Below are 18,851 nucleotides of genomic sequence, written 5' to 3' on the forward strand. Positions count from 1 at the left end.
CTGGAAGGCTAGAACGGGATGTCGTCGTCGGACGAACCGCCGCGGCCACCGACCACCGCGAACGGGTCGACCCCCTGCACTATCGAGCGCATCGTGGCTGCCGGGGGCGGTCCTGACTCGGACTTGCGGGTGGCCCAGGCCGGGAAGGGGAACTCGACACACAGTGGGACGGGGATGTCCGGCTGGTTGACGAACATCGTGCCGGGCCGGGCCAGCAGGGCCCGCTGGCGCATCGCCGGGGGCAGGAAGCCGTACTCCGGGCGGGACGCCTCGGCCGGGTCGAGGCGGCCGACGACGCGGATCGCCGAGTTGGTGACGATCCGGCGTTCCACCTCGCTGGCGGTCTGCTGCGCGCCGATCAGGATCACGCCCAGCGAGCGGCCGCGCTCGGCGATGTCGAGCAACACCTCCTTGATCGGCGACGAGCCCTCGCGGGGTGCGTACTTGTTGAGCTCGTCGAGCACGACGAACAGCAGCGGACGGCCGGTGCCCGACTTCTCCTTGTCGTCGAACTCCGTCTTGAGGGTCACGCCGACCACGAACCGCTGGGCGCGGTCCGGCAGGTTGTGCAGGTCGACGACGGTGACCTGGGCGCTCTCGGCGGTCTTGATCTGGTGCGGGCGACGGGCGGCCAGGTCGCCGCGGATGAGCCGGGCCAGGTCGCGCTTGCTGCCGATCAACCGGCGGGCGAACGCGTTGACCGTGCCCATGTTGACCGCGCTGCCGGCCCAGGTGGACCGGGTCTCGTCGTCGGTGAGCTGGTCGACGACGTGGTCCACGAGGTCGCCGTACGACGACAGCCGCCGGCCGTCGATGCTGATGCCACCCTCGGCGGGCACCGCGTGCCGGGCCAGGTGCGCGGTGACCGAGTGGACCACCATCGTGTACTGCTGGCGTTCGTCGTCGGCGTCGGCGAAGACGTACGGCAGCAGCCGCTTGGCGCAGAACTCCTCGAGCGTCCAGTAGAAGCTGTCGACCCCGGTGAGCCGGCTCTGCACGTCGGGCGCCCCGGAGGAGTCATCCGCCCGCGGCGGTGCGTAGACCCGCACGTCGGGGAACGGGGTTGCGGGCAGGCCGAGCCGCGCGTACGCCGCCTCGGTGGCCTCGTCGAGCTTGGTGTTGGGGTGGTCGAGGAAGAGCAGGTCCTCGCCCTTGACGTTGAAGATCAGGGCGCGGGCGTTGACCGCGTCGCCGCCGAGCTGCCCGGACCGGAACACCGAGTAGAGCAGGAAGGTGGCGAAGCTGGTCTTGGTGGCCACGCCCGAGATGCCGGAGATGGACACGTGGGCGCCGCGGGTGCCGTCGAGGAAGTCGGCGTTGAGGAAGACCGGCACGCCGTCGCGCCCGGTGCCCATCGGGACCCGCCGCTCCATCCGGTCGAAGTGCAGGGCCGCGTCGCGCGCGGCGCCGGAGGCCCGGTGCACGACGGCGCCGGGTGCGGGCGGCACGTAGAGCTCCGGGTCGACCCGGGTGGTGGTGATCTCGGCCGCCTCCTGCACCAGGGCCGGCAGGGTGCCCTCGGCGATGGCGAAGACGTCGGAGTCGAACTGCGCGCCCTCGTGCCGGGCGCGGACCTGGGTCACCACGCCGGCGATCGTCACCGGCTCGCGGCCGGGCAACTCACGCTTGGTCACCACGACGTCGTCGAGCTGCAGGTAGCTGCCCGGCGTGACCGCCGTCCAGAACTGCAACGGGGTGGCATCGGCAGTGCCGAGGACACGCCCGACCGGTTCGCTTACTTCGACCACTTCGTCAGACACGCCGATCATGTTGCACCAGACGTATGACAAACGACGGACGGCACGTCGGTTGGCACGCGTTGTCCACAACTTCTAGGGGTCGTCCACAGGTTTGTCCACAACTTCTAGCGGCTGCGGGCGTACCGGAGAAAAAGCATGTCCCCGTCGGCCAGGATGCCGGCCAGCGACATCTCCCGCGGCGGGCCGTCGGGCCCGGCCGCGATCCGGCCGGCACCGCCGGCGACCAGCCGGGGTGAGACCGTCAGGCACAGCTCGTCGACCAGATCGGCGGCGATCATCGCGCCGAGAAGGTGCGGGCCGCCCTCGCAGAGCAGCTGGGTCGCACCCCGCGCGTGCAGCTCGCGGACCGCCGCGGCGAGATCGACCGATTCCTCACCCACGGTGATGATGTCGGCCACCTCAGCCAGGACCGCCCGGCGGTCGGCCGGCGCGCCGGCGTGGGTGACGATCAGCGGCCGAATCGGGGCGTCCGCGAAGACGAGCTGCTCGGGGTCCAGATCGAGAGAGCCCGAGACGACCACCATGAGCGGGAACTCGCTCAGGCCGTGGGCCCGGCGCCACTCCCGCGCCGGCCCGGTCAGCCGTAACGCGTCGTAGTTCTCGGTGCGGACCGTGCCCGCCGCGACAACCAGGGCGTCGCAGAGCATCCGCAGTGTGTCGAAGATCATTTTGTCGCCCGGGCCACCGAGGCCGGCGGACTTGCCGTTCACCGTCACGGCGCCGTCGATGCTGGCCACGAAATTCACCCGCAGGGTGGGCTCCGGGCGACGCGGATAGCAGGCGACCAGGTCGGCCTCATGGACGTCGATCACGGTGACGCCGGGCCCGTGACCGGCGGAGTCGGCTCGACGGGACGGTGCTGGCAGTCGCACCACGACCCGCCCCGGCAGTCCTCGTGACGGCGCTCGCGGCAAGCGTGACAGATCATCCCTGAACCCTAGGCGCCCGGCGTCGCGCGGGCAGCCCGGAACCCGGCAAGGTCAAATCTGACAGCGTACGGGCGAGACATCGGCGGTCCTGAGGGCGATAATGCCCGGATGACCAGGCAACCCGTCCGTGCACCGGGGCGACCGACGCTCGACGCCGTCGCGGCGCGCGCCGGCGTCGGCCGCGGCACCGCATCGCGCGTCCTGAACGGGTCGTCGCAGGTCAGCGCGCAGGCCAAGGCCGCCGTCGAGGCCGCCATCCAGGAGCTGGGCTACGTCCCCAACCGGGCGGCGCGCTCCCTGGTGACCCAGCGGACGGACTCGGTGGCGCTGGTCGTCTCCGAGTCGCAGGAGCGCGTCTTCGGCGAGCCGTTCTTCGCCGGTGTGCTGCGCGGCATCAATGCGGCCCTGCTCGAGACGCCGCTGCAGCTGTGGCTGGCGATGGCCGCGTCCCCCGAGCAGCGCGAGCGGGTCGAGCACCACCTGACCGGCCAGCACGTCGACGGCGTCCTGCTGCTCTCCCTGCACGACGACGACCCGCTGCCGGCCGTGCTGCGCGAGCGCGGCATGCCGTTCGTGTTCGGTGGCCGCTCCGCGCGCGCCGCCGAGAGTGACTTCCTGGTCGACGTCGACAATTCCGCGGGCGCCCGCAAAGCTGTCGAATACCTGATCGGCAACGGCGCCCGGCGGGTTTCCACGATCGCCGGGCCGCAGGACATGGAGGTCGGCCGGGCCCGGCTGGCCGGCTACCGCGCGGCGGTGAGCGGTCCGGAGCTGGTGGCGTACGGCGACTTCAGCGAGGCCGGCGGGGCCAAGGCGATGCGGGCCCTGCTCGACAGGGAGCCGGACCTCGACGCCGTCTTCGTCGCCTCCGACCTGATGGCCAGCGGGGCGTTGCGCGCCCTGCGGGAAGCGGGCCTGCGCGTGCCGCAGGATGTCGCGGTCATCGGCTTCGAGGACGCACCGGTGGCCCGCCAGTGCGAGCCCCCGCTGACCACGGTCCACCAGCCCGTCGAGGAGATGGGCCGGCGCATGGCCGAGCTGCTGGTGTGCCGGATCCGCCGGGAGCCGGTCGAGATTTCCCATGTTCTGCTCGACACCCATCTGGTCCGTCGCGCGTCCGCCTGACCCGTCCTACCGTGAAGTGTGCCGGGCATATCTCTGTCCCTTGACGGCCGGGACATGGCGCCGCAACGGGTGTGAAACGCCGGTTGGGCAATCTGGGCGCTTGGGACGGTACTGCCGTGCCGTTCTCCAGACGGGAGGAGTTGCATGTTGCTGCGGGTACGGGTCACCCTGCCGGACCGCCCGGGAGCCCTCGGTCAGGTCGCGCGCACGCTCGGCGTCGCCGGGGCCGACATCGTCCAGGTCGTCGTGCTGGAGCGACTCGGCGGGCGGGCCGTGGACGACTTCACCGTCGTCTGGCCGGGTGCCTCCCGCGTCGAACGACTCCTCGCCGGCCTCGCCGCCATCCCCGGTGTGCAGGTCGACGGCGTCTGGCGGGCGATCGGCGCACCGGTCTCCGGCGGTCACGACGCCGAGCTGCTGGCCCAGGTCGCGGCCAATCCGGCGGACGGGCTGGCCACGCTGGTCGACGCCGTACCCGGGCTGCTGGCCGCCGACTGGGCCGCCGCCGCGATCGTGCCGGCCGACTGGGCCGCGCGCACCGCCGCGCCCCGGGCCGTCCCGGTCGACGAGCCGTCCCTGCGCCTGCCGACCGGCAGCGGGCCCGCGGTGACGTACGCGAGCTGGCGCGCCCCGTCCCCGCTGCTCCTGCCCGAGGTGACCCCGCTGCGCGCCCGCCCGATGACCGGCTCCGACGGCACCCGGTACGCGGTGGCCCCGTTCGGCCGCGCGGGCCTGGTCCTGGTGATCGCCCGGACCGACGACGACGATCTGCCCGCCGCCGCCTTCCACATCACCGAGGTCGACCGGATCGCGCAGCTGGTCCGCGCGGCCGCCGTGATCCTCGGCGACCGCCTCGACCGGGCCGGTGTGCCGTCGGTCGCCACGGCTGTGACTGACCCCTCATAGCCGTTCCGGCCGAAGCAATGCGCGGGTAACACCGGCGAGGCACGCTTGGGTTCGGTTCAGGGAGTCGATCCGGGAGAGGGAGTGCCGAGCATGGCGCTGTGGCGCATCAGGGCAACCGTCGAGGACAAGCCGGGCTACCTCTCCGTGCTGACCGCCAGCCTCGCGCTGCGGTCCGTCAACATTCTCGCCGTCCAGGTGCACACCACCGAGGGCGGCGCGGTCGACGACTTCCTGGTCGACGCGCCCGACACCATGTCGGAGCAGGAGCTGCAGGCCGCGATCGCCCGGGGCCGGGGCCGCGACGCCTTCGTCACGCGGGCCGAGGCCCAGGGACTGGCCGACCAGCCGACCCGGGCCCTCGCGCTGGCCGGCCGGCTGGTGCACGACCCGGACTCACTCGGCGAGGCCCTGGTCACCCTGCTCGACGCGGCCGAGGTGCGCTGGCGGCCCGAGGGCACGGTGGTGCTGCACGGCTTCGACGAGGAGCGGATGACGCTCATCGACCCGGCCGGCGGCAGCTACGAGGTGCTGCGGCCGGCGCCGGCCTTCACCCCGGCCGAGTACGCCCGGGCCCAGGCGCTGGTCGAGGTCAGCGGCGCCCTGGTGCGCCGGACCACCGACCAGACCACGCTGCTGCTGCCGGACGGCGCCGAGCTGCTGATCCGCGCCGCGACCGGCGATGACGTCGAAGGCGTACGGCGGATGCACGCCCACAGCTCCATGCTGTCGCGCCGGCGCCGCTATCTCGGTGGCGGCCAGATGCCCTCGGAGGCCCGCCTGCGCCGGATGCTCGAGCCGGCGAACGGTCTGACGCTGCTCGCCCTGCACGTCGACCCGGCCAGTGGCGAGGAACGGGTCGTCGCGATGGCCAACCTGCTCGCCGAGGGCGACCTCGGCGAGGTGGCTCTGCTGGTCCAGGACGCCTGGCAGCGCCGGGGCATCGGCACGGTGCTGCTGCGCCGGCTGACCGCCTGGGCGGCCCGGATGAGCTTCTCGGCCCTGGTGGCGCACACCGGTGCCGACAACGTCGCGATGCTCCGCACCTTGCGCCGCTTCGGCGTCGCGGACGGCGGCGACCGTGACGGTGCGCTGCTGACCCTGACCCTGCCGGTCGCGGGTCACCAGTCGGCGAGCGACGAGACTCCTGCCACCTCCGGGTGACGGGTGAGAGCGGCGACGGCGGGCCTCCCACGAGGTCCGTCGTCGCCGAAGGGTCGTCCTAGGAGTGGCGTACCCCGTGCTCGACGCAGGTCGCCGTCCAGCCGGTCGGCACGACCTGCACCTTCATCCGGCGCCGGCAGTCCGGGCAGAACCGGGGCGGTTCCAGCTCCCGGGCCGCCGCGCACGCCGAGTGATCACCCTCCGCGGCCGGCTGACCGCACCGGTCGCAATACACCAGGACCGTCACAGCGTCGCCGAGAGCGCCTTGACCGGCATCTTCAGCTCCTGCAGCAGCTCCAGGTCGGAGGTGGCCGGGCGGCCCAGCGTCGTCAGATAGTTGCCGACGATCACCGCGTTGATGCCGCCGAGCAGGCCGTCGCGGGTGCCGAGGTCGCCCAGGGTGATCTCGCGGCCGCCCGCGTACCGCAGGATGGTTCGGGGCATCGCCAGCCGGAAGGCGGCGATCGCGCGCAGCGCGTCCTTGCCCTCCACCACCGGGCGGTCGCCCAGCGGGGTGCCCGGGCGCGGGTTGAGGAAATTCAGCGGGACCTCGTGCGGGTCCAGCTCGGCGAGCTGCGCGGCGAACTCGGCCCGCTGCTCGACGGACTCGCCCAGGCCGAGGATGCCACCGCAGCAGACCTCCATGCCGGAGTCGCGCACCATCTTGAGCGTGCCCCAGCGCTCCTCCCACGAGTGGGTGGTCACCACGTTCGAGAAGTAGGACCGGCAGGTCTCGAGATTGTGGTTGTAGCGGTGCACACCCATCTCGACGAGCTCGTCGACCTGCTCCTGGGTGAGCATGCCCAGGCTGGCCGCGACCTGGATGTCGACGGCTTCCTTGATCGCTTTGACGCCCTCGCGCATCTGCGCCATGAGCCGCTGGTCGGGCCCGCGCACGGCGGCCACGATGCAGAACTCCGTCGCTCCGGTCGCCGCGGTCTGCTTGGCCGCCTCGACCAGCGAGGGGATGTCGAGCCAGACCGCGCGCACCGGCGAGGTGAACAGGCCGGACTGCGAGCAGAAATGGCAGTCCTCGGGGCAGCCGCCGGTCTTGAGCGACACGATGCCCTCGACCTCGACCTCCGGGCCGCACCACTTCATCCGGACGTCGTGCGCCACCTGGAGCAGCTCCGGCAGATCCTCGTCGGGCAGCCGCAGCACCTCGAGGATCCCCGCCTCGTCGAGCCCGGCACCATCGGCAAGAACCCGGGCCCGGGCCCGGTCGAGGATCTCTGGCATGCCCGTACCCTACAAGGCGTTCCGCCCGGCCTGGATGTCGGAGCCGGGTGATAGTTTGCCCGGCGGACGGGGTTCCGGCGATGAGGGTGAGGGTGCTTTGGCGGGCTGGCAGGAGGCGCTCGAGCGCCAGGCCCGCACGCGGGCCAAGGCCGGGCTGACCAGGACCTTGCGGCCGCGACCGGCCGACGACCGGGTCGTCGACCTGGCCGGCAACGACTACCTCGGCCTGGCCGTGCACCCCGAGGTGATCGCGGCGTCGGTCCGGGCCCTGCGGGAGTACGGCCTGGGCGCCACCGGTTCGCGGCTGGTCCGCGGCTCGACCCGGGCCCACGCCGCCCTGGAGGCCGACCTGGCCGACTGGCTCGGCGCGGAGCAGGCGCTGGTCTACTCCTCGGGCTACCTGGCCAACCTGGGGGCCGTCCGAGCCCTGGCCGGCCCGGAGACCCTGCTCGTCTCGGACCGCTACAACCACGCGTCGCTGATCGACGGCTGCAAGAGCTCGGGCGCCGAGGTGGTCGTCGCCCCGCACGCCGACCCGGCCGCCCTCGCGGCGATCCTCGACGCCCACCCCGGCCGGCCCGCTGTGTTCGTCACCGAGTCGGTCTTCTCCGTGGACGGCGACCTCGCGCCGCTGGCCGAGCTGCACGCGGTGACCTCCGCCCGCGAGGCGCTGCTGCTGGTCGACGACGCCCACGCGGTGGGTGTGCTCGGCGCCGAGGGTGCGGGCGGTGTCGCGGCGGCGGGCCTGGCCGGCCGGCCCGACGTCGTCGTGACGGCGACCCTGTCGAAGTCCCTGGGCGGCGCGGGTGGCGTGGTCGCCGGCCCGGCCGCGCTGATCCGGCACCTCATCGACACGGGTCGCACATTCATCTACGACACGGCGCCGCCGCCGGCCGTGGTGGCTGGTGTGCACGCGGCACTGCGGGTGGCCCGGGCCGCGGACGACCTCCGGGCTCTGCTCGCCGCGCGGGGTGAGCTGACCGCGCGCCGGCTCGGTGCGGCCGGGTTCGAGGTGTCGCGGCCGGCGGCCGGGGTGCTGTCGGTGCCCGCGCCAGGCCCGGAGGCGGCGGTGGCCTGGGCGGCCGACTGCGCCGACCGGGGCATCGCGGTGGGCTGCTTCCGACCGCCGTCGACGCCGGACGGCTCGTCCCGGCTGCGCCTGACCCTGAACGCCGGAGTCACGGCGGCGGACTTCGCCCGAGCCCTGGACGTGATCGTGGAGTGCGCACCGTGACGTGGGAACAGACCGCCCCGCCCCGCTCCCCGGAGGAAGACCCCCGCCTGGTCTCCCCGGCGGTGCCGGCCCCGGTCTCCCCCGCGGTCCCGATCCCGGTCTCCCCCGCGGTCCCGGTCTCCCCCGCGGTGCCCGCGCCGATCTCCCCCGCGGTCCCAGCCCCGGTCTCCCCCGCGGTGCCCGCGCCGATCTCCCCCGCGGTCCCAGCCCCGGTCTCCCCCGCGGTGCCCGCGCCGGTCTCCCCGACGGTGCCCGCGCCGGTCTCCCCGACGGTGCCCGCGCCGATCTCCCCGACGGTGCCCGCGCCGGGCCGCCCGGACGAGCCGGGCCCAGGCCACGTTCCACCCGGCGGTCCCCGACCGGGCCACCAGCCGGGCGACCCCCGACCGGGCCACGAGCCGGGCAGCCCCCGACCGGGCCACCAGCCGGGCGACCCCGGCCCGGGCCATCAGCCGGGCAACCCCCGACCGGGCCACCAGCCGGGCAGCCCCCGGCCGGACAGCCCGGACGACCCCGCGATGCCGGTGCCGGTCTCGCCCGGTGTAGGCCCCGCCTCCCCCGGCGACGCCGACCTCTCCCCCGAGACCATCCAGGCCACCATCACGGCCGAGCCAGCGCCCGGGCCCGATGCGGCCACCCGCTCCGCCGCCCGCCCCGCCGAGGCCGGCGAGTGGCGCGGCATCGTCCTGGTCACCGGCACGGACACCGACGTCGGCAAGACCATCGTCACCTCGGCCATCGCGGCCGCCGCCCAGGCCGCCGGTCTGCGCGTGGCCGTGGTCAAGCCGGGCCAGACCGGCACCGCCGGCGGCGGCCCCACCGACATCGACCTGATCACCCGTCTCGCGCATCCGCACACCGCGCGCACCCTGGCGTCCTATCCCGAGCCGCTGGCCCCGCTCGCTGCCGCGAAGGTCGCCGGGATGGAGCCGCTGGAGCTCTACGAGGTCGTGGACGCGATCCGGGCCGAGGCGGACAAGCACGATCTGGTGCTCGTCGAGGGCGCCGGCGGCCTGCTGGTGCCGATGGGCGTCCGGCCTTCGGGTGAGGCCTGGACCGTCGCCGATCTCGCCACCACGCTCGGTGGCCGGACGATTGTGGTGTCCCGGGCCGGGCTGGGCACGCTCAACCACACCGCGCTGACGTTGGAGGCGCTGGATCGCCGGGGGGTGCCGGCCAAGGTGGTGCTGGGTGCCTGGCCCGCGGAACCGGAACTCGTGCACTGGGCCAACCTGACCGAGCTGGTTCCGCACCTGGTCGGCGCGTTGCCGGACGGCGCCGGCGGGATGGAGCCGGGTGTCTTCCAGCGGTCCGCTCCGGGCTGGTTGACGCCCGCGTTGTTCGGCGTGCTGGACGACTGGCGTGTCTGGGCCGACGAGGTCAGCTGATGGAGATCACCATCGCGGCGGCCGATCCGGCCGACGCCGGTGAGATGCTCACCGTGCAGCGGGCCGCTTTCCTGGCCGAGGGTGCGCTGAACAATTCGTTCACGCTGCCGCCGCTGACCGAGACCCTGGACGAGGTCCGGGCCGTGCTCGCCGACCCGGACACGGTGGTGCTCGTGGCCCGGCTGGGGCACCGGCTGGTCGGCTCGGTACGCGCCCGGGTGGCCGACCGCACCGGGCACATCGGCCGCCTCGCGGTGGCTCCCGACCTGCAGGGGCAGGGGCTCGGACGGCGTCTGACCACTGCCGTCGAGGCGGCGCTGGCCGGCCGGGTCGACCGCTTCGAGCTGTTCACCGGCGCCACCAGCGAGGCCAATCTGCGGCTGTACCGCGGCCTCGGGTACGTCGAGTCCGGCTGGGGGCCGGGGGCGGCGCCGGTCGGGATCACGTACCTGGAAAAGCGGGTTTGAACTGGTTTTCCAGCCTGCCGCCGCGCGGCGGTAACCGAGTGTCTATAGCCTGTGGGGCTCGTGATCCGAACGCCTGAGGGGCTGAAACTGTCGTGGATGGCATAGGCGGGCAGGTCTTGCTCGTGCTGGTGCTGGTGCTGGTCAACGCGGCCTTCTCCGGCAGCGAGATGGCGCTGGTGTCGTTGCGTGACAGCCAGGTGCACAAGCTGGAACGAGCTTCCCGGCGCGGGCGGGTGCTGGGCCGGCTGACCCGGGATCCCAACAGGTTCCTGGCCACCATTCAGATCGGTATCACGCTGGCCGGCTTCCTGGCCTCGGCGGCGGCCGCGGTCTCGTTGTCCCGGCCGCTCGTCGAACCGCTGGGTTTCCTCGGTTCGGCCGCCGAGCCGGCCGCCATCGTGATCGTCACCATCGTGCTGACCTTCGTCACGCTGGTGATCGGTGAGCTGGCGCCGAAGCGGATCGCCATGCAGCGCACCGAGGGCTGGGCGTTGCTGGTGGCGCGCCCGCTGGACATCCTGTCGACCATCTCCCGGCCTGCCGTCTGGCTGCTCAGCGTCGCGACGAATCTGCTGGTCCGGCTGGCCGGCGGTGACCCGTCGGCGCAGCGCGAGGAGGTCAGCACCGAGGAGATCCGCGACATGGTCGCGGCGCAGCAGGACTTCTCGATCGAGCAGCGGACCATCATCAGCGGTGCGTTCGAGATCGCCGACCGGATCCTGCGGGAGATCCTGGTGCCGCGCCGCGACGTGCTGACCCTCGCGACCGGGCTGGCCGCCCCGGAGGCGTTGAGCCAGCTCATCGCCGGCGGGCACTCCCGCGCGCCGGTGGTCGGGCCGGCCGGGCTGGACGACGTCTTCGGCGTTGTGCACCTGCGGGACCTGGTGGGCGCGCAGGGGCCGGTCGACGCGGTGGCCCGGCCGGGGCTGTTCCTGCCGGAGACGCTGCGGGTGTCCGACGCGCTGCGCCAGATGCGGTCGGAGCGTCAGCAGATCGCCCTCGTGGTCGACGAGCGCGGCGCCATCGACGGCATCATCACCATGGAGGACCTGGTCGAGGAGATCGTCGGGGAGATCTACGACGAGACCGACCGGGACGTGCAGTCGGTGGTCAAGGAGGCGGACGGCGCGCTGCTGATGCCCGGCTCGTTCCCGATCCACGACCTGCCCGACATCGGCTTCGACGACTCGGGCAACGACGAGGGTGACTACACGACCGTCGCCGGCATGGTGCTCGCGGTGCTCGGGCACATCCCGACCGAGCCGGGCGAGGTGGTGACCCTGCCGCAGTTCACCGCCGAGGTGGTCGAGGTGACCGGCCGGGCGATCACCCGGGTCCGGCTGCGCGCGCTGCCCCGCACCGAAGAGGACGACGAGGACTGACCGCGCCTGACAATTTGTGCGACATTCGCGCTCGCCGCGATCATCGCGGCCATTTTGGCGGCTGCGCCCATTGCGAATGACCTGCCTGCTTTCACTAGGCTCTCAGTGACCGCGAGCGATCATTGCGTGAGGTGGGTCCCATGACGAACAGCAGCCCCGTATCGGGCAACGCCTATGAATACCTGGACAGCGTCGACCCCGAGGAGCAGCGCCGGCTCGAGGCGGTGCGCCGCTACCGGCTGGTCGACCAGCCGGTCGAGGACGCGTACGACCGGATCGCCTTCGTGGCCGGCGCCATCTTCGACGCTCCCATCGCGACGGTGTCCCTGGTGGAGCAGGACCGGGTCTGGCTGGCCGCCTGCCAGGGCCTGACCGGCGTCCGCGAGGTCGGCAAGGAGCCGGGGCTGTGCGCCTCGGTCATCGCCCAGGACGACGTCTACGTGATCAACAATGCCGCGGTCGACCCGCGCACGCTGGAGCACCCGCTGGTCCGCGGCGAGCTGGGCCTGCGCTTCTACGCCGCAGCCCCGATCCGCACCCACGACGGCTACCGGCTGGGCACCGTCAACGTGATCGACAACCGCCCCCGTGAGGCGACGAAGCGGCAGCTCACCGCCTTGGAGCACCTGGCGGCGATGGTGTCGGACGAGCTGGAGCTGCGGCTGATGGTGATCCGCAGCGCAGCCTCTGAGCAGCGTATGCGCGAGAGCGTGCACTGAGGATTCGCAGCGTGGGAGCAGGGGCGGTCACCACGGCCGCCCCTCCCTCTTGAGGTGCCAGGTAGCAGGTTGCGAATTAGCTACCATCCATATGTCTTGTGCTGTCGCCCGCCATGCCTCATCCTGGTGATATAGCGGCCAGACGTAGCCAAAAAGGGCAACGTCGTGCCGTTCGTTCGGGAGGGAGCGGCCCGATGGCACGACGGAATCGACCCCGGCCCCGCAGCGTCGAGCACCGGCTCGCGCGCCGCGAGGCGCAACGCCTGACGCCCCATCGCCGAGGCGTCACCCGCACAATGATCGCGACGAAGCGGACCCGGCCCGGGTCCGTTCTTCGTCTGCTCTCCGCCATCGGATCAGTCCTGGCATCGGTGGTGGCCATCGTCCACCACGTGATCCAGATGATCCGCGGGAGCTGAGGACCGGTAAGGAGCCGCGCCCACCGCCATGGGCGTAGGAATGTGTGGCATCGGGTAAACGCCGGTGCCATGCGGAATCCCCGGAAAGTCGCCGTGGTCGCCCATCGGCGCAAGACTCTCGGCGGCGGGCTCGACGAGCTGCGCCGGCTCATCACCGACGAGGGTGTCGACGAGCTCGACTGGCACGAGGTGCCCAAGAGCCGCAAGGCACCCAAGCAGGTTCGCCAGGCCCTCGCCCAGAAACCGGACCTGCTGCTGGTGTGGGGCGGGGACGGCATGGTGCAGCGCAGCCTGGACACCGTCGCCCGTACCAAGGGCGGCGCCAAGGTCCCGGTCGGCATCATCCCGGCCGGCACGGCGAACCTGCTGGCCACCAATCTCGGTGTGCCTCACGACCTGGCCGAGGCGGTCCGGATCGCGTTCCACGGCCGGCGGCACAAACTGGACCTGGGCGTGCTCAACGGCGAGCACTTCGCGGTGATGGCCGGCATCGGCTTCGACGGCGCCATGATCCAGGACGCCGACGGCAAGCTGAAGGACCGGCTGGGCAAGCTCTCGTACGTCTACACCGGCCTGCGCCACCTCAACGGCGAGGCCCCGAAGGCGACGATCAAGGTGGACGGCACGCCGTGGTTCGCCGAGGACGCCAGCTGCGTACTCGTCGGCAACGTCAGCACGGTGACCGGCGGCATCAAGGCCTTCGACGACGCTAAGCCGGACGACGGCTGGCTGGACGTCGGCGTCGCGACGGCCCGCGGCGTGACGCAGTGGGCGCGCACGATGGGCCGGATGGCCGTGGGCCGCTCCGAGGACTCGCCGTTCGTGCACATGACCCGGGCCCGGCGCATCGACGTCAAGCTGAAGAAGCCGCTGATGTACGAGCTGGACGGTGGCGCCCGGGAAGCGGTCAAGAAGATCCGCGTGCAGGTCGCCCCGGCCGCCGTCAAGGTCTGCGTCCCGGAACAGCGGATCGGATAAGCGACAGAAAACGTATGTCGCCCTCCGTACCGTTAATTCGGATTCATCGCTCTTAAGACCGATTAATCCCCTGGTCTGTGGCGGTGCCGCGACCCACACTGGTTGGCGTCGGGCACCGCTACGCATCTCCAGGGGGACGGCAATGCCTTACCACCAGAGTTCCGCAGTGAGCGTCGCAACGGTCATGACCGCCGCCACCGTCATCATCATCGGCTACCGCATCGGCCGGGCCCACGCCGCCTGGCGTGACGTCCGGTCGGTGAAGCGCGACCTGCCGGCCAAGCGCAAGATCGCCTGGGGACACACCAGGCCATTGGTCTTCGGCGCACTCTTCCTGATTCTGACGTTCGCCGCCGCGGCCTACGACGCCGGCCATTGACGCCGCTCCGACCGAGAGCCGGCCGGCGTCGTGGTCGCCGCGGCCCACAACGACGCGCGCCCCGAGCCAGAGCGAAGATCAAGGCGATGTCGTGCCTGGTTGCATGGCACCGACCGTCGCTCCCGCCGAGACCGGGCGAGGGTGGCCAATCGCCTGGCGGCTCATGAACGCCACCCTCACCCTGCCAGGTCCGTGCGTGGGGAAAACCCGGGGCATGTCGGGCATGCGGATCTGTGGTCCGGTCCGGCCGGACCTGGCAGAGTGCCCCCATGATGTGGACCGGGCGGGCTGACGAGGCCGGCGCTCTCGGCTTGCTGCTGGATCGCACGTACGCCGACGTGGCCGCGGCGGCCGCGCGGCCCCGGACGCTCGATCGGGAGTTCCTCATCGGTCAGTTCGACCTGTGGGACAACCATCTGCTGCCCGCCGTGGCCGCGGGGACCGCTCCCCCGTGGACCCGGCGTTCCGCGGCGCGCGCGGTGTGGCGCCGGCTCGGCTTCGCGGCCGGGGACGAGCACCGGCAGTGGATGGCCGATCATCTCGCCGGTCTCGGGCACGATCCGGTCGCGTTGCTCGGTCCGGAGCGGGACAGCCGTCCGTCACGGAGTCAGGACGGCAGGCTGATCCCGGTGCCGCAGCCGCTGACCGCCGAGGCCGCCGAGCTGATCCGCGCGGACTACGCCCTGACCGGCGGCACTCTCGCCGGCGCCCGGATCGAAGTGCGCGGCGGCGATCCGCAGCGGATAGTCGGTTTCCTCAAGCTCACCGCGGGCACCCGGCGATATCCCGCCGACGACCCGACACCGATCACGCTGTCCGCCGACGCCCGGCGAACCCCGGCGGACAGCCCGGTCCCGCCCACGCTGTCCACCGACAGCCGACGTGATCCCGCGGACAGCCCGGTCCCGCCGGCCCTGTACTTCCACGTCGGTGAGCTGACGTCCGCGGTGTTCCCGCACGCCGGGCACGGCCCGGTGACGCTGCTGGAAGAGCCGACCGTCGTCGTGACCGCGCCGGACGAGGTCAGTATCGAAAGCTCAGCACTACGGTTCGCGGGCCGGGCTCTCCGCTGGTGGCCGGACGACCCGCACTGGTCCGAGTCGGCGGCAGCTCAGGCCTCGATGGAAGGCGTCCGCGACAACGCCCCCGAACTACCCGAACTGGCCGCGCGCGGCGCCGACGTGCTGGGCCTCCTGCAGCTCACGATCATGTGGCAGTTGCGCCGGATGCGCTACGCCGGCCTGCTGCGGCGCTGGGAGCTGGCCGCGGCGGCCACTCTCTGCGGCGGGCTGAACGCCCAGCTCTTCCGGGCGACCCCGACAGCGCTGCGGGCCCGCTGGGCGGCGCGCCGGGTCCGCACGATGCTGGAGACCGAGGACAGCCAGGCCCGGGCCCTGCTGCGGATCGTCGGCCGGCATCTGCCGCTCGAGGTGCCCGAGCTGCCCGGCGCGGCCGTACCACCGGCCCCGAGCCGGATCACGGTCGGCACCGCCGCGCGGTTGCCGGCCGAGCTGGACTTCGCCGGCGGCCGGCTGCGATTCGTGGATGTCGCCGCCGGAGAAACCGTCATCCACCTGGACGCCCGGCGCGGTGACCGGGACACGATCGTCGTGATCGTGCTGAGCGAACCGCTGGGCCGCGCTCCCCTGACCGTCACCCCGGACGGCCTGACTCTCACCGGCCGGCCGGCCCTGGCCGTCACCGCCGACGACGTGACCCTGACCGTCCCTCTGCCCGGCGGCGACTGGACGGTCCGGGCCGCCGCCGGTTCCTGGTACGCCGACTGAGGCTCAGCCCTTGAGACCGGTGTGAGCGAGTCCCTCGATGAACTGGCGCTGGGCGATCACGAAGACGATCAGCACCGGGATCGCCGTCATCGAGGCCGCCGACAGCTGCACGTTCCACAGTGGCCCCTGGTAGACGTCGGTGAACTGGGTCAGCGCCTGCGGCAGGGTGAACTTCTGCTTGCTGGAGAGGTACACGATGGGCTCCAGGTACAGGTTCCAGCTGTGCAGGAAGGTGAAGATGGCGACCGCGCCCAGGGCCGGCTTGGCCAGCGGCAGCGCGATGCGGCGGAAGATCGCCGGTCGGCCCAGGCCGTCCATCCGGGCTGCCTCCTCCAGCTCGGCCGGCAGCGTGATGAAGAACTGCCGCATGATGAAGGTCGCCAGCACGCACGGCGCACCGAAGATCGGTACGAGGATCAGCGGCCAGTGAGTGTTGATCATCCCGAGCCCGTTGAACATCCGGAACAGCGGGACGATCGTCACCTCGCTCGGGATGAGCAGGCCGGTCAGCACCACCAGGAACAGGGCGTTCTGACCGGGGAAGCGGATCCGGGCGAACGCATAGCCGGCCATCGAGGCGACCACCAGCGTGCCCACCGTGACCACGACCGCGATGTACGCGCTGTTCCAGTACTGCTGCGCGAACGGCTGCATGGTGAACACGTCGCCCCACGCCCTGAGCGACGGGTCAGCGGGCCACAGCCGCGGCGGGAAGGCGAAGATCTCCGCGTTCGGCTTCAGCGACGAGGTGACCATCCACCAGGTCGGGAACACGAACGGGACGCAGAGCACCAGCAGAACGGCGTACAGCGCGACCTTGGCTCTATTGCTCATGGAAGACCCACCTCTTGCGCAGGTGCCACTGCACGACGGTGAGCAGCAGGACGATGAGGAAGAGCAGCACCGACAGCGTCGCGCCGTAGCCGAAGGTGTGGAACTGGAACGCCTGCTGGTACAGGTAGTAGACGAGCACCGTGGTGGACGTGCCCGGCCCCCCCTGGGTGAGCACGGCGATCTGGGCGAAGACCTGCAACGATCCGACCACCGTGATGATCGAGGTGAGCAGGATCGTCGGGCTGATCAGCGGCAGGGTGATCCGCCGAAACGCCGTCCACCGGCTGGCCCCGTCGACCCGGGCGGCCTCGTAGAGGTCCCGCGGCACCCCCTGCAGCGCGGCCAGGAACAGCACCATGTTGAGGCCGACGTTCTTGAAGACCTGCACCACGACCACCGCCGCCATCGCCGTGCCGCCGGAACGCAGCCAGTTCGGGCCCTGGACGCCGATGGTGTCGAGCAGCCCGTTGATGCCGCCGTTGGACTGCAGCATGAAGTGCCACACGATGGTCCAGGCGACCAGCGACACCACCACCGGGGAGAAGAACAGCACCCGGAAGACGGTGGTGCCGCGCAGCTTCTGGTTCAGCAGGACGGCCAGCAGCAACGCCAGCGCGAGGTTGAGCAGCACCAGGCCGGCCGAGAAGAGCAGCGTGGCCCGCAGCACCGACGGCAGCTTCGGGTCGTCGAGCAGCCGCTGGTAGTTGTCCGTGCCGACGAAGTCGAAGGTGTCGGCCAGCACGTTCCACTCGTGCAGGCTGTACCAGCCGACCAGCACCAGGGGGACGAGCACGAAGACGACCGTGCCGAGCAGCTGCGGCGCGATGAACAGGTAGCCGGTGAGCCGGTCACGCCGCCGGGTCGTCCAGTAGGCGGGCCTCGGCCGGGTCTCCTCGGCCGAGGACCGCACCGCGGTGAGCGTGCTCATCTGGCCAGGAGAGGCTGGATCGCCGCGCAGACCCCGTCCAGCACCGGCTTGACCTGGGCGTCGGCCTTCCACAGCGGGTCCAGAGCGGAGCGGACGGCCTGGCCGATCTCGGCGCTGTCGCGGTGGCTGGGCTTGACCACGCCGGTGGAGATGCCGTCGATGACGACCTCCTGGAGCTGTTCGGGCTTGAGCAGCGGGTTGGACTTGGCCAGGGTGGCCGCGGTGAGTTGCGAGCGGCGCGGCGGCGGGAAGAACTGGGCGAGCTTGGCCGAGTTGGCCTCGTTGGTGAAGAAGGCCAGGAAGTCGGCGGCCGCGTCGGCGTTCCTGCCCTTCTTCAGCACGCCGAGCCCGCCCTGGCCGATGACCGCGTACTCGCCCTTGGGGCCGGCCGGCAGCGGCACCAGGGTCCACTTGAACTTCGCCTCCTTGAGCAGGGAGGCCCGGGAGATCTGGGTGATCGTCATCGCGGACTCACCGGCGAAGAAGTCGGCGGCGACGCCGGGTCCGGGCATCGCCTTGTCGGTGAAGATCGCCTTGTGGATGAAGGTCATCGCGTCGACCATCGGCTGCTGGTTGAAACCGCAGGTCCTGCCGTCGGCGCTCCACGCCTCGGCGCCCCAGCCGTGGAAGATGCTGGCCAGGTTGTCCCAGGCCTTGTAGTCGAAGTCGCGGACCACGAGCCCCTGCTTACCGCTGGCCTTCGCCGCACCGGCGGCGGCCGCCATCGCGTTCTCCCACGTCCACTCGTCCCCGGCCGGCAGGTCCTTGACCAGGTCGGTGTTGACGAAGACCCCGAACGGCGAGGTCGAGAACGGGTACGCGGCGAGCTTGCCGTCCGCCTGCCACAGCTTGGTGGCCGCCGGGACCAGATCCGACTCCTTCTCGACCTTTCCGTCCAGCGGGGCGAGGGCGCCCGAGGAGACGAAGTCGGGCGCCGACCCCTCCAGGATCCAGGCCAGGTCGGGCGCGTTGCCGCCGGCGATCTGGGTGGTCAGCGTGGTCGTGTAGTTCTCGAACGGCAGCGCGTCGAACTGCACGGTGACGTCGGGATGGGTGGTCTTGTACTCCGCGGCGATCTCGGTGAAGAGCTTGACGTGTGCCTCGTTGGCGGACCAGGTGGTCATCCGCAGAGTGAGCGGACCGTCCGAGGTGGAGTCGCTGCCACACGCCGCGAGTCCGCCGAGCAGAACCGTTGCCGCTATGAGTGCCCTTGCTT

18 protein-coding genes are annotated in these 18,851 nt (G+C 71.8%); 11 read left to right on the forward strand and 7 right to left on the reverse strand.

Annotated elements, in window-relative coordinates; genetic code table 11:
- Positions 1 to 8: 8 nt before the first annotated feature.
- Positions 9 to 1,760 carry an ATP-binding protein gene (locus AB0C12_RS18695; RefSeq protein ID WP_360549478.1) on the reverse strand — a complete coding sequence of 584 codons (1,752 nt, stop codon included), beginning with the start codon at positions 1,758 to 1,760 and terminating at the stop codon, positions 9 to 11.
- 104 nt (positions 1,761 to 1,864) lie between these two features.
- Entirely contained in the window at positions 1,865 to 2,572 is a 708-nt protein-coding gene (locus tag AB0C12_RS18700; protein ID WP_360549480.1) for a pyrimidine reductase family protein, read from the reverse strand.
- Positions 2,573 to 2,797: 225 nt separating this feature from the next.
- On the opposite strand from AB0C12_RS18700, the gene AB0C12_RS18705 reads away from it, so the two are divergent.
- The 3 genes from AB0C12_RS18705 to AB0C12_RS18715 all read left to right on the forward strand — a co-directional run bounded on the left by AB0C12_RS18705 (position 2,798) and on the right by AB0C12_RS18715 (position 5,881).
- Positions 2,798 to 3,814 carry a LacI family DNA-binding transcriptional regulator gene (locus tag AB0C12_RS18705; protein WP_360549482.1) on the forward strand — a complete coding sequence of 339 codons (1,017 nt, stop codon included), beginning with the start codon at positions 2,798 to 2,800 and terminating at the stop codon, positions 3,812 to 3,814.
- A gap of 144 nt (positions 3,815 to 3,958) precedes the next feature.
- The gene (locus AB0C12_RS18710; RefSeq protein WP_360549483.1) at positions 3,959 to 4,720 is read left to right on the forward strand and encodes an amino acid-binding protein; all 762 of its coding nucleotides are present in this window, start codon (positions 3,959 to 3,961) and stop codon (positions 4,718 to 4,720) included.
- 90 nt (positions 4,721 to 4,810) lie between these two features.
- A complete protein-coding gene (locus AB0C12_RS18715) occupies positions 4,811 to 5,881 on the forward strand; it encodes a GNAT family N-acetyltransferase (protein ID WP_360549485.1) in 1,071 nt (356 codons plus the stop codon).
- 58 nt (positions 5,882 to 5,939) lie between these two features.
- On the opposite strand, the gene AB0C12_RS18720 is transcribed toward AB0C12_RS18715, so the two are convergent.
- Complete coding sequence (locus AB0C12_RS18720) at positions 5,940 to 6,128, reverse strand: hypothetical protein (protein ID WP_360549487.1); 189 nt, start codon at positions 6,126 to 6,128, stop codon at positions 5,940 to 5,942.
- On the reverse strand, positions 6,125 to 7,120 hold the full coding sequence (bioB, locus tag AB0C12_RS18725) for a biotin synthase BioB (RefSeq protein ID WP_360549488.1): 996 nt from the start codon (positions 7,118 to 7,120) through the stop codon (positions 6,125 to 6,127). The genes AB0C12_RS18720 and bioB overlap by 4 nt, the downstream gene beginning before the upstream one ends.
- A gap of 97 nt (positions 7,121 to 7,217) precedes the next feature.
- Here bioB and AB0C12_RS18730 point away from each other — a divergent pair, with 97 nt between their 5' ends.
- The 8 genes from AB0C12_RS18730 (at position 7,218) to AB0C12_RS18765 (ending at position 15,873) form a co-directional block, all read left to right on the forward strand.
- Positions 7,218 to 8,354: an 8-amino-7-oxononanoate synthase gene (locus AB0C12_RS18730; RefSeq protein ID WP_360550521.1), complete on the forward strand. Its 1,137-nt coding sequence runs from the start codon at positions 7,218 to 7,220 to the stop codon at positions 8,352 to 8,354.
- Between the two features lie 680 nt (positions 8,355 to 9,034).
- Positions 9,035 to 9,742, forward strand: coding sequence for a dethiobiotin synthase (gene bioD, locus AB0C12_RS18735; RefSeq protein WP_360550523.1), 708 nt, complete (start codon positions 9,035 to 9,037; stop codon positions 9,740 to 9,742).
- Complete coding sequence (locus tag AB0C12_RS18740; RefSeq protein WP_360549490.1) at positions 9,742 to 10,209, forward strand: GNAT family N-acetyltransferase; 468 nt, start codon at positions 9,742 to 9,744, stop codon at positions 10,207 to 10,209. The genes bioD and AB0C12_RS18740 overlap by 1 nt, the downstream gene beginning before the upstream one ends.
- 92 nt (positions 10,210 to 10,301) lie before the next feature.
- Complete coding sequence (locus AB0C12_RS18745) at positions 10,302 to 11,591, forward strand: hemolysin family protein (protein WP_360549492.1); 1,290 nt, start codon at positions 10,302 to 10,304, stop codon at positions 11,589 to 11,591.
- A 140-nt stretch (positions 11,592 to 11,731) separates the two neighbouring features.
- Positions 11,732 to 12,310, forward strand: a complete 579-nt coding sequence (locus AB0C12_RS18750; protein WP_360549494.1) for a GAF domain-containing protein — start codon at positions 11,732 to 11,734, stop codon at positions 12,308 to 12,310.
- Between the two features lie 488 nt (positions 12,311 to 12,798).
- Positions 12,799 to 13,707: a YegS/Rv2252/BmrU family lipid kinase gene (locus tag AB0C12_RS18755; RefSeq protein WP_360549496.1), complete on the forward strand. Its 909-nt coding sequence runs from the start codon at positions 12,799 to 12,801 to the stop codon at positions 13,705 to 13,707.
- Between the two features lie 166 nt (positions 13,708 to 13,873).
- The gene (locus tag AB0C12_RS18760; protein ID WP_360549498.1) at positions 13,874 to 14,086 is read left to right on the forward strand and encodes a hypothetical protein; all 213 of its coding nucleotides are present in this window, start codon (positions 13,874 to 13,876) and stop codon (positions 14,084 to 14,086) included.
- Positions 14,087 to 14,355: 269 nt separating this feature from the next.
- Positions 14,356 to 15,873 carry a hypothetical protein gene (locus AB0C12_RS18765; RefSeq protein ID WP_360549500.1) on the forward strand — a complete coding sequence of 506 codons (1,518 nt, stop codon included), beginning with the start codon at positions 14,356 to 14,358 and terminating at the stop codon, positions 15,871 to 15,873.
- A 3-nt stretch (positions 15,874 to 15,876) separates the two neighbouring features.
- Here the strand turns inward: AB0C12_RS18765 and AB0C12_RS18770 are convergent, their stop codons facing one another.
- The 3 genes from AB0C12_RS18770 to AB0C12_RS18780 are packed head-to-tail and all read right to left on the reverse strand — an operon-like array spanning position 15,877 to position 18,759.
- Entirely contained in the window at positions 15,877 to 16,707 is an 831-nt protein-coding gene (locus tag AB0C12_RS18770; RefSeq protein ID WP_360549502.1) for a carbohydrate ABC transporter permease, read from the reverse strand.
- The gene (locus AB0C12_RS18775; RefSeq protein ID WP_360549504.1) at positions 16,697 to 17,635 is read right to left on the reverse strand and encodes a sugar ABC transporter permease; all 939 of its coding nucleotides are present in this window, start codon (positions 17,633 to 17,635) and stop codon (positions 16,697 to 16,699) included. Before AB0C12_RS18775 ends, AB0C12_RS18770 begins: the two co-directional genes overlap by 11 nt.
- The gene (locus tag AB0C12_RS18780; protein ID WP_360549506.1) at positions 17,632 to 18,759 is read right to left on the reverse strand and encodes an extracellular solute-binding protein; all 1,128 of its coding nucleotides are present in this window, start codon (positions 18,757 to 18,759) and stop codon (positions 17,632 to 17,634) included. Before AB0C12_RS18780 ends, AB0C12_RS18775 begins: the two co-directional genes overlap by 4 nt.
- Between the last annotated feature and the right edge of the window lie 92 nt (positions 18,760 to 18,851).

This window comes from Actinoplanes sp. NPDC048967 (assembly GCF_040649415.1).
Lineage (GTDB): Bacteria > Actinomycetota > Actinomycetes > Mycobacteriales > Micromonosporaceae > Actinoplanes.